General features: G+C 43.3%; 8 protein-coding genes, 1 tRNA gene and 1 pseudogene. 5 read left to right on the forward strand and 5 right to left on the reverse strand.

What is annotated here, in order from left to right; translation table 11 throughout:
- Positions 1–2: 2 nt before the first annotated feature.
- The 3 genes from ACTXGK_RS19370 to ACTXGK_RS19380 all read right to left on the reverse strand — a co-directional run bounded on the left by ACTXGK_RS19370 (position 3) and on the right by ACTXGK_RS19380 (position 5,507).
- On the reverse strand, positions 3–2,510 hold the full coding sequence (locus ACTXGK_RS19370; protein WP_443515464.1) for a CoA transferase: 2,508 nt from the start codon (positions 2,508–2,510) through the stop codon (positions 3–5).
- A 249-nt stretch (positions 2,511–2,759) separates the two neighbouring features.
- Positions 2,760–4,250, reverse strand: coding sequence for a CoA-acylating methylmalonate-semialdehyde dehydrogenase (locus tag ACTXGK_RS19375; protein WP_371532032.1), 1,491 nt, complete (start codon positions 4,248–4,250; stop codon positions 2,760–2,762).
- Between the two features lie 75 nt (positions 4,251–4,325).
- On the reverse strand, positions 4,326–5,507 hold the full coding sequence (locus tag ACTXGK_RS19380) for an iron-containing alcohol dehydrogenase (RefSeq protein ID WP_443515461.1): 1,182 nt from the start codon (positions 5,505–5,507) through the stop codon (positions 4,326–4,328).
- Positions 5,508–5,748: 241 nt separating this feature from the next.
- Between ACTXGK_RS19380 and ACTXGK_RS19385 the strand changes: the two genes are divergently transcribed.
- The gene (locus ACTXGK_RS19385) at positions 5,749–6,525 is read left to right on the forward strand and encodes an IclR family transcriptional regulator (protein ID WP_371532034.1); all 777 of its coding nucleotides are present in this window, start codon (positions 5,749–5,751) and stop codon (positions 6,523–6,525) included.
- A gap of 369 nt (positions 6,526–6,894) precedes the next feature.
- Positions 6,895–7,875 carry a YhdH/YhfP family quinone oxidoreductase gene (locus tag ACTXGK_RS19390; RefSeq protein WP_443515459.1) on the forward strand — a complete coding sequence of 327 codons (981 nt, stop codon included), beginning with the start codon at positions 6,895–6,897 and terminating at the stop codon, positions 7,873–7,875.
- Positions 7,876–8,380: 505 nt separating this feature from the next.
- On the opposite strand, the gene ACTXGK_RS19395 is transcribed toward ACTXGK_RS19390, so the two are convergent.
- Positions 8,381–8,472 (reverse strand) — tRNA-OTHER (locus tag ACTXGK_RS19395).
- A gap of 568 nt (positions 8,473–9,040) precedes the next feature.
- Here ACTXGK_RS19395 and ACTXGK_RS19400 point away from each other — a divergent pair.
- Together ACTXGK_RS19400 and ACTXGK_RS19405 are read left to right on the forward strand one after the other, a co-directional pair.
- Positions 9,041–9,496 (forward strand): annotated as a pseudogene (locus tag ACTXGK_RS19400) (DUF411 domain-containing protein); the annotation flags it as partial.
- 785 nt (positions 9,497–10,281) lie between these two features.
- Entirely contained in the window at positions 10,282–11,004 is a 723-nt protein-coding gene (locus tag ACTXGK_RS19405; RefSeq protein WP_443515457.1) for a CHAP domain-containing protein, read from the forward strand.
- Between the two features lie 148 nt (positions 11,005–11,152).
- On the opposite strand, the gene cadR is transcribed toward ACTXGK_RS19405, so the two are convergent.
- On the reverse strand, positions 11,153–11,563 hold the full coding sequence (gene cadR, locus ACTXGK_RS19410) for a Cd(II)/Pb(II)-responsive transcriptional regulator (protein ID WP_007394845.1): 411 nt from the start codon (positions 11,561–11,563) through the stop codon (positions 11,153–11,155).
- A gap of 142 nt (positions 11,564–11,705) precedes the next feature.
- Here cadR and ACTXGK_RS19415 point away from each other — a divergent pair, with 142 nt between their 5' ends.
- Positions 11,706–13,904: a heavy metal translocating P-type ATPase gene (locus tag ACTXGK_RS19415; RefSeq protein WP_522909877.1), complete on the forward strand. Its 2,199-nt coding sequence runs from the start codon at positions 11,706–11,708 to the stop codon at positions 13,902–13,904.
- Positions 13,905–14,107: the final 203 nt, after the last annotated feature.

Consider the following 14,107-nt stretch of genomic DNA (forward strand, 5'->3'; position numbering starts at 1 on the left):
GGCTAACTTGGTAAGTATTCTTGACTCCAGCTATCGCTCACATAACCGCTTGCGATACTTTCCTCAATTTGTGACTCGCTATAACCAAGCTCTTTCATGATTTGACGCGTTGAATGACCGAACTTTTCAGGCCGAGAAAGCGCGTATATCTTGCTATGAGTGGGACGAATGGCATAGGGGTCAAGCTGGGTGACTTTGTGACCACTTGGATGGTCTTCATAGGTTGAGAATGAGTAACTGCCACGATCAATACCTGGCGTGTCATCTGCTAGTCGGCTATATTCTGCGCGTAACGCATTGATATCAGCACAGATAACGGCAGCAATATCTGCGGCTTGCAAACGATCTACCCATTCGTGAGCAGGTATCTTTTGGAATGCGTTAGACAAGAATGAGGCACGGTCACTTTTTGCCAATTGGCTAAAGCCTTCTAAGCCCTCGACTCTCTCGAAGTTGTCTACGTCAACTTCATGCGCGTTTAACAATACATAGTTACCTGAGGAGGTATAGTAAAAGCGCGTTAATTCATCATGACCATTGGTTTCGCGGCCTGATGGCTCATCAAACAGTCCACGTTTTGCAAAGTCATAGCAGTAAGGAATTTGTAGCAAGGCACTATTGGCAACGAGTGATGTCCGTCCGCGCCCGATACGTCCAGTACGGAATTTTTGATAAAGCGCCACACCAATACTCATCGCACCGCCAAAACCGCACATAACGTCGATGGTACCGACGTGAGCATGCTCTTCAGGCGTGTCCATTGCACCGCCGCAGCGCAGCATGATACCCGTGCAGGCCTGTACCACGTCATCGTAGCCAATGAAGTCGCTACATGGGCCTTTACGTACACCACTGAAGCAGTCCAACTTACAGAAGATGGCTTCAGGATTTAAGGCTTTTAGGCCTTCAGCATCTAATCCCATTTTCTTAATCTGTGTGTCGGTGGCATTCCAGACGATCACATCAACCGACTTGACCAATTTTTCAAACAGTTCGCGGCCTTCGCCTTTGCCAATATCAGCAAGGATAGAACGTTTACCTGTCATTTGAGAAAGACCATAAATAACAGTGTTCCAGCTGTCGTACAGTGGAGTGGCAGAATCCAGTTTGATGACTTCTGCGCCAAATCGTGCCAAGTAAGCGGCCGAATGTGGCCCTGCAATCACATTACAGAGATCAAGGACGCGAACGCCGTCTAACCAACCACGCTTTTCACCGGTTTCGGTGACTGAAGGCAATTTGGTTCTAAAGTTCTGGAACTTTGCTAAGGCTTCATCAAAGGTACTCGGTTTTGGCGGCTTGGGTTCTAACATAAGCTCACCACATTCTTCTAGCCACACAATCGGGCCTGGCTGAATCATCTTGCCATAAGTAGGATCATCGACCTCGATCATCAGGCCTGCCGTTTCTGCATGATCATCACGGATCCACTCTTGTAGCCAACGCTGCGGCGCGCCAGGGATTCCGCGTTTACCAAAGATTTTTTGCCATTCTTTGGAGGTGCGCAGTAAAAAGGCGTCTTTCATTTTTGCAGCGATATGATCTGCCCAGTACTTTGGCATGGGGTACACGCCAAGCGAGGTGTCGGAGGTCCACTCACTAGAGGGTAGATACGTGTCATCTTCCTCCGTCAGTCCTTCTGCCACCAATTCATCGTACAATCCAAGCACTTCTAAGCAGCGCTTGGCATGATACTTGTGGCTTGGGCATACCACATAAAACATACGACCATCTTTACACATATAGCTGCGGTAAAAAGGATCGAGCAGTTCTTGCAGCTCTTCATAGTTCATATTCATTGGGATGCCTTCAACGCGGCGGCGTTGAATTTCAACTTCGCGCTGAGTTAAATAACGCTCAGGCATGTTTTCAACTTCTATGGAGTTGTAGCAGAGTCCTTCCATAACAGCAGCGGCAAGCGGCACTTCAATCGCGTCACCAAGGCCAGTATTTTCACGGGCTTGTAGGGCAAACACCACAGAAGAACCAGCTAACATGGCACCATAAGCTGAGGGTAGTGGTAGGGGTGAGAACGATGGGTTGATGCCCATGAGAACACGGTTCAAACCCATGTCGGTAAATACGCCCGAGCTTGCTGAAACGATACTTTCGTAAGCACGTAGCTCACGACGTAGTTCATCATTTGACGCAAATCCAGGGATGGACAAGGTGATCAGCTGCGGACGTTCTGCACGTAACGAGATCAAATCGAGTCCCATTTCTGCCATTTTGCCTGGGCGGAAACCTTCGATGACGATGTCGCTTTTCAAAATGAGTTGGCGGGCCTGTGCTAAGCCTTCCTCTGTTTTGAGATCGAGTTTGAGCATCAATTTATTGCGATTTAATATGGCGTTGGCAGGGCTTTGCCATTTTGGACCTGACGGTGGGTCTATGTGAACCACAGTAGCGCCTAGGTCACCAAGCATCATACCTACAGCAGGACCAGCAATATATTGACCAAAATCGATTACTTTGACACCTTTAAGTGGCAATTCACGAGTTTCTTGCATAGTCATCCATCCTTAGAATTTTATTATGCGATTGCTATTAAAAATTAGAGCTAGTAAAAATAAGAACAATAAAAATAAGCGTTTGCTTGGCGGCAACAGCATAGAGATGAGTTGTCGCCAAACTGTATCGCTAAAGTGCTCGCTATCTATCCACCGGTGAGGTAGATAAAAAGCAAGCACCAGTGATTTACAAATTATTTGCTATTTTTGAGGACACCAATAACTCAGCACTCTCAAAAGACAAGAGGATTAAGTTGGCATAGAGAACTGTTTCTCATCTCTCACTGCCGTGCTAGGCCAGCGCTGAGTGATGGTTTTGCGGCGAGTGAAGAATCTAACGCCGTCTGGTCCGTACATCGCCAAATCACCAAACAGTGAACGCTTCCAACCACCAAAGCTCTGTGATGCTACGGGTACTGGTAGCGGGATATTGACGCCAACCATACCGACTTCAATGTTGTCGATAAAGTGACGAGCCGCTTCACCATCGCGAGTATAGATACACGTACCATTACCATATTCATGGTCATTGATAAGTTGCAGTGCTTCAGCCATGGTTTCTACGCGCATGACTTGCAGTACTGGACCAAAAATCTCGGATTTGTAGCTGTCCATGTCTTTAGTAACATGGTCAATCAATGTTGGACCAACAAAGAATCCTTCTTCATAACCTTCTGGCTGAACGTCAGAGCCATCCGTAACTAGGGTTGCACCTTGATCAGCCGCACTCTGAATGTGCCCGACAACTTTAGATTTGTGCGCTTTAGTAATGACAGGGCCAAAATCGTTATTTTTCTCTGAATGCACACCGAATTTGAGCTCTTCGATAGCAGGCTTTAGCGCCGCAATCATCTTGTCAGCGGTTTCATCACCGACGGCAACGGCAACAGACAGTGCCATACAACGCTCACCTGACGAACCAAATGCTGCGCCTAGCAGTGAAGTGACCACATTGTCCAAATCTGCATCTGGCATAACAATCGCATGGTTTTTTGCGCCACCCAATGCTTGGCAACGTTTGCCCTGCGCCGCTGCGGTCGTGTAGATATATTCAGCGATAGGGGTAGAACCTACAAAGCTGACTGCTTTAACATCTGGATGATGCAAAATGGCATCAACAGCATCTTTGCCGCCATTGACGACATTGATAACACCTTCTGGAAGCCCTGCTTCATGTAGTAGCTGTGCGATAAATAGGGTAGAGCTTGGGTCGCGCTCAGATGGCTTTAGGATAAAGGTGTTACCACAAACGATCGCCATCGGGAACATCCATAGTGGCACCATCGCAGGGAAGTTAAACGGGGTGATACCAGCGACAACACCTAGTGGGTGAAATTCACTCCAAGAGTCGATATTGGTGCTAACGTTACGGCTGTGCTCACCTTTTAAAAGCTCAGGTGCAGCGCACGCATATTCAACGTTTTCGATACCACGTTGTAGCTCACCTGCCGCATCGTGGACAATCTTGCCGTGCTCTTCACCGATTAGGCGGCAAATCTCGTCTGCATTTTGCTCAAGCAACTCTTTGAATTTAAACATGACGCGCGCACGTTTTAGTGGCGAGGTTTTGCTCCATGCCGGAAATGCCGCTTTGGCCGCAGCGACTGCTTCGCCGATGGTTTTTTCGCCACCTAACGCAACTTTTTTACTGACTTCACCCGTTGATGGGTTGTAGACGTCTTGGGTTTGGCTGTCATTATTGACTAAGCTACCGTTAATAAAGTGTCCGATAGTTTGCATAGTTTATGTCCTTTAAACAGGTTTGTTATTGATGGGTTGATAAGTAAATGAAGGCAACTTTGATACTACAGAGCGCTATGCGTGAGCCGTACTATTGTCATCCCACAGCATGGTATAAAGCTGAATCATTTCTTCAAGACTGGGTATGCGAGGGTTATTGTTAGGGGAACCCGATGCAAATGCTTGCTCACACATCGTGTTGACAAGCTTGTCAAAGTCGGCGCGCTGCACACCAAATTCCGCGAGTGTGGGAACGTGCAATTCTTTGTTTAAGTTTTTGAGAAAATCGATCAAACGGACATTGGCTTCATTATCTGTATCACTAGAATCAGCAACGCCTAATGCACGCGCGCAGTCAGCATAACGATCGGGCGCGCTTGAGATGCCAAATTCAGTAATGGTTGGCAGCAGCATGGCATTTGAGAGGCCGTGCGGTACATGGAAAAACGCACCAATCGGGCGGCTCATACCGTGTACAAGCGCAACTGAGGAGTTACAAAAAGCGATACCAGCTAAGGTAGAGCCGAGCATCATCGCCTCGCGGGCTGCTTCGTCTTTACCATTGTGATAAGCCGTTTGGATATTAGGTCCAATCAGACGTAGAGCCGCCAATGCTTGCTGATCGCTATAGGCATTGCGTTTGGGGCTGATGTACGCCTCGATGGCATGCGTCATCGCATCAATGCCCGTGTCTGCGGTAGTACGCGGCGGTACACTGAGCGTCAGGCTAAAATCGATAATCGCTGCTATAGGCATGAATCCCATACCCACGCACAACAGTTTTTCGTTGTTGAGATCATCTGTAATGATAGTGAAGCGGGTAACTTCTGAGCCTGTACCAGCCGTGGTTGGTATAGCAATAATAGGCAGGCCCGTTTCATCTACTTGACGCGGGAATTTATAGTCACGCATATCGCCACCAAATCTACCTAAGATAGAAATGGCCTTGGCGCTATCGATAGGGCTGCCACCGCCTAGCGCGATAAGACCATCATAGTCTTTCGCTTTGACTTGAGAGACGCCAGCGCTGATAGACATTTCAGTAGGCTCTGGCACAGTGTCCGAGAACACATCTGCACTGATCTGCGCTTCTTTTAAAATGCCTTGAATATTATCGACATAGCCAAGCTTGACCATCATATCGTCAGTGATAATCAGGGGTTTTTTGATACCCAAACTCTTTAATATCTGCGGTAGCTTTTGGCAAGCATCGCGGCCAATTTCCATCGTTCTTGGCAGAAGGATACTGTGCGACATAGTTACTCATCCTTGTATTAATAACTTCCATTATTAGCTTGATAGGCCGTTTATCCGCCGTAAGAAGAGCCGACAAAATAAATCATGCCTAACAATAAAATTTCACATAACGATAAATATTTTCTCGTTATGTGAAAGGTAACAGAATATGTTTATGATGACAAGACGCAAAAGCATAAATTTTATCGCTATAATGAATAAATTTATTTGCTGAGCGTCGGCTAAAGGTTTGGAGTAAGTAATGAGTGAGGCTAAGAAGAAGAAAGGATCAAGCGTGGAGCGTGTTTTGCAGATCGTAGAAGTGCTGGCAAGCTCCCAAAGACCGATGAGTGTCAGTGATTTATCAGAAACATTAGAGGTACCCGTACCCAGTATGTATCGATTGCTGGATCAATTGCAGAGCCTTGGGTTTATCCAATTGGATCTGCCAGGAAAAGTCACTTGCGGAAAGCGCACTTATAAGCTTGCGATGAACTTATTACAAAATAGTGATTTCAAAAATGAGCGGCTGGCGATACTAAATGAGCTATCAGCGAAAATAGGGGAGACAGTTGGCATTGCGATTTTACAAGACTTGGATGTGGTGTATGTCGATCGTGTTATGTCGGATTGGCCACTACAAATATTTTTACCGTCGGGTACTCATGTGCCTGTATGGGCCAGTGCCAGTGGTAAGTTATTACTGGCACAGCTGTCGGATGATAAATGTGAGCGTATCGTTGAGAAGATGTCGATACATGCTCTCACGACCAATACCCAGACAGATAAACAGCAACTGATGCAAACGATTATAAAAACACGCGAGACCAAAGTGGGTATAGACAACGAGGAGTTTATTCCAGGAATGGTAGCTTGTGCGGTCATGATTCCTAATGGCGAGCAACAAGCATTTGCCACGCTGTTTACCCATGGTCCTACCGTCAGAAAAAGTATGGATGAATTACTCAGCTATTTGCCGCTGATGCAAGAGGCTGCTGATGAGTTGTCCATCATTTTTAATCAAAATTATGAATTATAGATTATGAATAGAGAAGTAATTTGTAAAATACAGCAGTGTATTAACTCTTAATCAAGACATCATCGCTTCTATGCTTCTATGCTTCTATAACGCATAGAATAATAAAAAAGGTTGGCAGTACCATACGCAATATGGTGCTGCCAACTTTTCATTGTTGAAGTGATTTAAAGGCTTGTACACACATATCTTGTTATCATAAATCGATTATGTTATTTTTCATAACGATAACTTTTATATCGATATATGAAATTATATTAAATTTAAAACATTTTATTGAAATGCTAATACCTAACTGAGGTAACTAAAGGCAAAGAATCTTCTTGCCACAAATACTGAGGTTATAACCGCAAGCATGTACAAGGAGTGAATATGAAAGCCTTTTTAGTAGAGAAAGTAGCTGATAGAGAATTTTCTGGGGCGATACAAGAAGTTCCTGTCCCAGAATGCAATAAAGATGAAGTCATCATAAAGACAACTTATTCTTCATTAAATTATAAAGATGCTTTAAGCTCCATCGGTAATCCTGGAGTAACTAGAAAATTTCCTCATATCACTGGCATTGATGTAGCCGGAGTGGTGCACGAAACGACATCCGATATCTTCGCCGTTGGAGACAAGGTACTGGTTACAGGCTATGACTTAGGTATGAATACGGATGGTGGTCATTCAGAATTTGTTAAAGTCCCAGCTTCATGGGTTGCAAGAATCCCAGATACGATCACTGACAAAGAAATCATGACTTTTGGTACTGCGGGATTAACGGCAGCTTTAAGTATCAATGAGTTATTAGACAATGGTCTAAAGCCAGAAGACGGTGAGATTTTAGTCACTGGTGCGACTGGTGGCGTAGGCTCTATAGCGGTTTCTATACTGAAAAAAATTGGCTTTACCGTTGTTGCCGTGTCAGGAAAAGAGGAACAAATTGATTATCTTAAACAGATTGGTGCGTCAGAAGTTATTCTCAGAGACACTTTTAATGAGAATGCTAAAAAGCCTATGATGGCTGAGAGATATGCAGGGGTTGTGGATACGGTAGGCGGTGATATTTTAGCCAATGCCTTGAAATATATAAAATACGATGGGGTTGCTACTTGCTGCGGCCTCACAGCATCACATGAACTCAATACTAATGTATTTCCATTTATTTTGAGGGGCGTAAGACTAATCGGTATCGATTCGGTCGAATGTAAGCTTGAGAAGAAGCAAGCAGCATGGGACAAGCTGGCTAGTGAGTTCAAAATAGCGACGTTAGATAGTATCACTAGTGAGATTGGTCTAGAAGATATTAAAACCACTTACGTATTGATGTTAGAAGGAAAATCCGTAGGCCGATATGTAGTAAAAATATAAGAAACGTCTATCTTATTGTCTTTATGGTACATCTCAAAGAGAGTCTTAATTTTTTAGAATTAAGACTCTCTTTATTTTTTATAGATAAATGCTGTGTTATGTACACTGTGATTATTTTAGCGAGTCAAAACGTTGATACCAGTAGCCTATAATCAAAGCTTCAAATCCTCATTAAAAAGCGGATTTTATTCCCATAACGGACGCTATGATAAGCAGGTTTGATACAAAAAATGAATTCATAAAGCCGACAGACAAAGAGATATAAATTAATTTTGAGAGAGTTTTAGTAAAGTTATAGTAGAGGTCGAAAGTGCCATTCTAAAGGAAATGCTAAATAGAGAGCAGGCGCAACTTAGGCACAATTTGGGCACACAAGTTTTTTCATAATTTTTGTTAAGACTACGAAACAGAAGATTTCTACTGATACAAAGTCTGCGGTTTCTCTACAGCCCATATTTTACGAACAAAAAAAAGCCCCAATCGCGAGATTGGGGCTTTCTAAATTTGGTAGGCATAAGCAGATTCGAACTGCTGACCTCTACCATGTCAAAGTAGGTCGACCAAAAGACATATTATGACGATATCTTACATGTACCTATTTTATTGGCCTGCAGATATTATATAATTGAATAATCACAATGTAAACTGTAGTCGAATAAAATTTAACACGTATTTAGGCACTATATTTTTATAGTGTTTTTACCTCTACTCTATTATCAGATCAGACCGATAATACCAATATTGAGTACATAAGTAATAAGTAAGCAGAGCCTTCTCCTAGTTGATATTCAGCGAAGGGCGACAGGAGGGCTAGCTGCTACTTTTGAGGTTGATACAGAAATGGAGACTATTTAGTCGGTGATAGTATTAAATATCTATAGTTTGAGAACCAGAAAACAGACTATAGTCCAGCCTTTTTTCTACAGTGATGAGGGGATTAGTTACTACAAGATTTAATGATTTGATAGAAAAGGGCATGATGAAAAAATCTGAGGCTTCAGGACGTAGTACGAGCTATGAGTTAACTCTGGAGAGGTTTTATAATGGGTTCAAGTCTATTATATTAAGACAAGATATATGAGCAAATTCCTGTTAATACGTTTAGCTTACCAAGTTTAGGTGTACGGGTTATTCAGCATAGCTCACTTTAAAGGAAGTTGAACCAAACGCTGAAAGTGCCCCTATGATGACAACGTCAGTAAGTAATCCAGAGTTACTTAAGAGCGTTTCAGCAATGGTTTATAAAGATGTGAATTGTGGTTGCTGTAAGGCGTGGATTGACCATGCACAAAGTAATGGATTGAGTGCAACGGCTGAGCATCCAAAAGACTTGTCATCACTTAAAGACCGCTACGGAGTGCCAACTGAGATGCGTTCTTGCCATACTGTAGTCACTACTGATGATTACGTCTTTGAAGGTCATGTACCCGCTAAATATATGGCGCAGTTTTTAGAAAATCCGCCAGTACAAGCTATGGGTCTTGCCGTGCCCGGCATGCCTGTTGTTAGCCCAGGTATGGAGTATCAAAATAAATTCATGCCCTATCAGGTTATGCAGCTCAATAAAGACGGGACGACCCAAGTTTATGCTGATATTGAATCGGTAGAGCAGCAATTATAGTGTGTTAGCAGTTAAGAATACTTTGATTATAGTGTTAGCGTTAAAAGCAAATGAGGAAGATATAAGACTGTTCTATTGCTTATAAAATGATTCTTTATCAAAAAACTCATTAAATACTGAGACTTTAAAAGCAAAAATAACTTTGAACTTGTAACTTTTGATGACAATGTAAGCTGATTTATCGGTTATTTACCCTTAAAATGGATAAATAATTAAGGGTTAATACAAGAATATACAGGATGTATCGAAACAATTACGTAAGATTACATAAGCCAGTAGGGAACTAAAAACTATATTGATACTATAAATTATTATATTATTTTAATAATTAGTTAAACCCTATATAGCATAATTACTTCATCCAATAAAAAAACGTCTGAGTGTTAAATCTAAATTATGGATTTAACACTCAGACGTTTTTTTGCTTATAAAACAGTAGAAATTGTTGTCAATTTAGTCAGCTAGATTCTATGTATGTTACACAAACTTACATTGTAAAATAGGTTTTTCAATGTTTTTTTTATCAAAAAGAAGGTTATTTTGCGATTTTCAACAGTGGTGACATGTTTTATAGCCTATGCTAAAGTCGGCTTTGTGTTTTGGCCAGCAGCTTGATTTGCAATCGCTTCGTAAGACTTCAATCGCCAATAATCATTATTTATATGAATAATATGCAGCAGAAGTATCAATCACTATAACGTATATATACTTGAGTTGTTGAAATTTAATTGACTGCTCTGTTGTTTATAACAGACTATTTTGAATTAACCGTAGGTAGTAATTTTATGAAACAGGCTTTATTGATTTTGTCAGTACTGGGTATGGGCATAGCACAAACGAGTGGTGCTGCCATCACAATCTCTCAAACAAATAATACTATCACTAATACTTCTGTGGCATCAAACTACGGTTCATCAAAAAATATCTATAGCACCAAAAGTGGTGATTATGTTTCTAGTAATGACGAGATCAGTCAAGCTATTAGCAATTTAAGTGCGCAGGCTCAGCAAAAAGAGAGTCAGCTTTCATCATTAAACAGCCGTTTATATGCTGAAAAACAACAGCAGCAAGTCAATACAGTTCCTGATAGCAATTCAGCCCCCGCTATCGCTGCTGCTCGTGCTTCACGAGTGGCTCTATCTGGCAGCTCTGGATATTGTGCCCGTTACGTACGTAAAGCACTACAATCAGCTGGTTATGAGTTTACCCCCAATCCTTCAGCCTATCAGTACGCCACTCGTGGCACGCTTGATAAAGCAGGTTTTAGCAAAATCAGTAATGATATGCCAACCCAGGTAGGTGATGTTATTGTCTATGATCGCTCATCAAAGCGTCCACATGGCCATATCCAAATCTTTGATGGTAAAGATTGGATTTCTGATTTCCGTCAGAACAGCATCAGTCCGTACAGTGGTGTCTATGCTTATACGACATGGCGTGATTCAAAATATGTGGATGACGCATCCGCATCAGATCGTAATATCTACCTTGCTATGGCTGATAAATAAGACCTGATAAGTCAGCACAACATATTTATTATTTTCCTCCAACCCAGTAGTGATCCTAATATCATTGCTGGGTTTTTTTGTGCTTAACATCAGGGCGTATTTAACCTTTCATGATTTGATCCGTCAGAAATGAACACTACTGATATCATTACTCATGACAGGAGTTATCGACAAGCGCGTTTAAAATGCCACATGATGACGCTGGTGCACTACTTGCACATTTCTGGCGCAAAACGGTCAAGTGATGCTTTAAGTGCATCAGTTCTTCCATTCGTATTTCCACAGCATGAATGTGCTCATCTAGCAAGTTATTCACATCGCCGCAGTCCTTGTCAGGCGACTCCCAGTATTCAAGTAAGATTCGCACATCATCTAAAGCCATATCGAGCGTACGGCAATGTAGGATAAATTGTAGACGCTCAATGTGCTCTTCATTATATAAACGATAATTCCCTTCGCTACGAAAAGGCTCGGGTAATAAACGCTCTTTTTCATAATAGCGAATGGTTTCTACTGTGGCACCTGTGCGTTTAGCGAGCTCACCAATTTTGATTGTCATAACAACCTCTATGATTTAAATAATTAAAGTGGCTGTAAAGACTAGCGCTAGAGAAATTAAAATTACGAAACTGTAGATAAATAACCTTGACTCTAAAGCCACTATAGGGTTCATAATATCATTATTCAAAGGGTAAATTATTATGAAATATCATATTGAAGGTATGGACTGTGCCAGTTGCATCGGCAAGATTGAAACAGCTTTGAAACGTATGCCTGGGGTTTCTGATGTTCAGCTGAATTTCGCTACAGAAACGCTAGAGCTAAATTTAGCCCCTGGTGCGCCGACTCAGGCTAGTGATATCGAAAAAACAATCAAAAGCCTAGGGTTCGGCATCTCTGCCAATACTGGTCAACAAACTGTATCGGCTATTGATATTGACAGCGACAATCAGATGGCTCCGCAGGATAAGCAATGGTGGCAAACTCAAAAAGGCAAACAGGTTGTTGGCCTCGGTATTTTGATGGGCAGCGCTTATGCACTGTCACTACTGTTGCCCGCTTATGGGATATGGGTGTTTGCCATCGCTGTGATTGTAGGCGTTTTTCCATTTGCGCGCAAAGCCTTAGCACTGGCTAAAACAGGTTCATTCTTTTCAATTGAAACGCTGATGTCCGTCGCCGTGCTTGGCGCACTTATCATTGGTGAAGCTGAAGAGGCCGCAGCAGTTGTCTTTTTATTCTCAATCGGTGAACTGTTTGAGAGTATCGCTGCTGATCGCGCTCGCGCTGGCATCAGAGCCTTATCATCGCTGGTTCCGAAAAGTGCAATTTTACTTGATGCTCAAGGTGGGCAGCGTAACGTTCCAGCGACTTCATTACAAGTGAATGACCTTGTGCTGGTGCGTCCTGGAGATAGGGTATCTGCTGATGGTTCCATTGTTCAAGGTGCGTCCAGCCTTGATGATTCGCCCGTGACGGGAGAGTCTGTTCCTGTTGCCAAGACGATGGGTGACAATGTATTTGCAGGGTCAATTAACATCGATGGTGTGCTCCAAGTGCGCGTAGAAAAGACAGCCGCCGATAACACCATTTCGCGCATTATTGAGCTGGTAGAGCAAGCCCAAGCCTCCAAAGCACCCACTGCCCGTTTTATTGAGAAATTCAGTCGCTATTACACACCGGCAGTGATGGCTATTGCCGCACTAATTATTATCATTCCACCGTTAGCCATGGGTGGAGATTGGTCGACTTGGTTGTATCGCGGTCTAGCACTGTTGCTGATTGCCTGTCCCTGTGCTCTTGTACTATCAACACCCGCTGCCATCGCCTCTGGTCTTGCTGTTGGTGCGCGCCGTGGCTTGCTGATCAAAGGCGGTAGTGCTTTAGAAACTATCGGCCAAGTGAAGACGGTCGCTTTTGACAAGACAGGCACTTTAACTGAAGGCAAACCACGCGTGACCGATGTTGTTGCCTTTACACAAGAGGACTCAAGTATTCAAGGTCAGAATTCTCAAGGTCAAGATGAGATATTGGCACTTTTTGCCAGTGTGGAGACTGGTTCTAGTCACCCGCTTGCTGAAGCCATTGTCAGTCATGCTGAAGCCGCCAAAGTGGTCATACCTGTGGCCTCTAAAGCTTCTGCAACTGCCGGTAAAGCGGTACACGCAACTGTCGCGGAGCGCGCGCTAGCTATCGGTTCGCCTGTTTACGCAGCCGATGAGGCATTGATTTCATCCACACAACAGGCGCAAATCGAGGCGCTGCAAAATGAGGGTAAGACTGTCTCTGTTCTTTTCAATGCGCAAAACCGTGAAGTGCTTGGATTAATCGCGCTAAGAGACGAATTACGAGACGACGCCCATGAAGGTATGGCTCAGCTCAAAGCGATGGGTGTGCGCTCCATCATGCTGACAGGCGACAACCGCTTAACCGCTCAAGCACTTGCCAGTAATTTAGATGTGGAATGGGAGGCTGAGCTGTTGCCTGAGGACAAACTGCGCCTGCTTAACGAGATGAAGAACAACCGCAAAATAGCGATGGTTGGTGATGGTATTAACGATGCGCCAGCGCTAGCAACTGCCGATGTTGGCATCGCAATGGGTGGTGGTACCGATGTGGCTCTAGAAACGGCCGATATCGCATTATTAAAAAGTCGTGTTACGGACATGGCCCATCTGATTGCACTTTCGCGTGCCACTATGACCAATATTCATCAGAACGTTATTTTCGCCTTAGGTCTCAAAGGCGTCTTCCTAATCACTACCGTATTCGGCATTACTGGTTTATGGATTGCTGTGTTGGCTGATGCTGGAGCAACAGTGCTCGTTACTCTTAATGCGTTACGTTTACTGCGCTTTAAGGGAGCGCCTCCACTGGTAAAGTCCTCTAAAAATAACTAAGTAAAAGCCGATAAGATCGATTGGTGACAACTTACCATGACTTGATGCTCGTTATGAAAGCCGAGCTAACAGCGTTTAATATGGCTACTATTTCTAGTGAGGAAGCAATCAAAGCGTTTAACAATTTTTATAGAAGAATGCTAGTAGAGATAGAACTGTCGATGATGACCTCTAGAGATTTTGGATTCTTTTAATAGTATAAA

The sequence above is a fragment of the Psychrobacter sp. T6-5 genome (assembly GCF_052258485.2).
Classification (GTDB): domain Bacteria; phylum Pseudomonadota; class Gammaproteobacteria; order Pseudomonadales; family Moraxellaceae; genus Psychrobacter.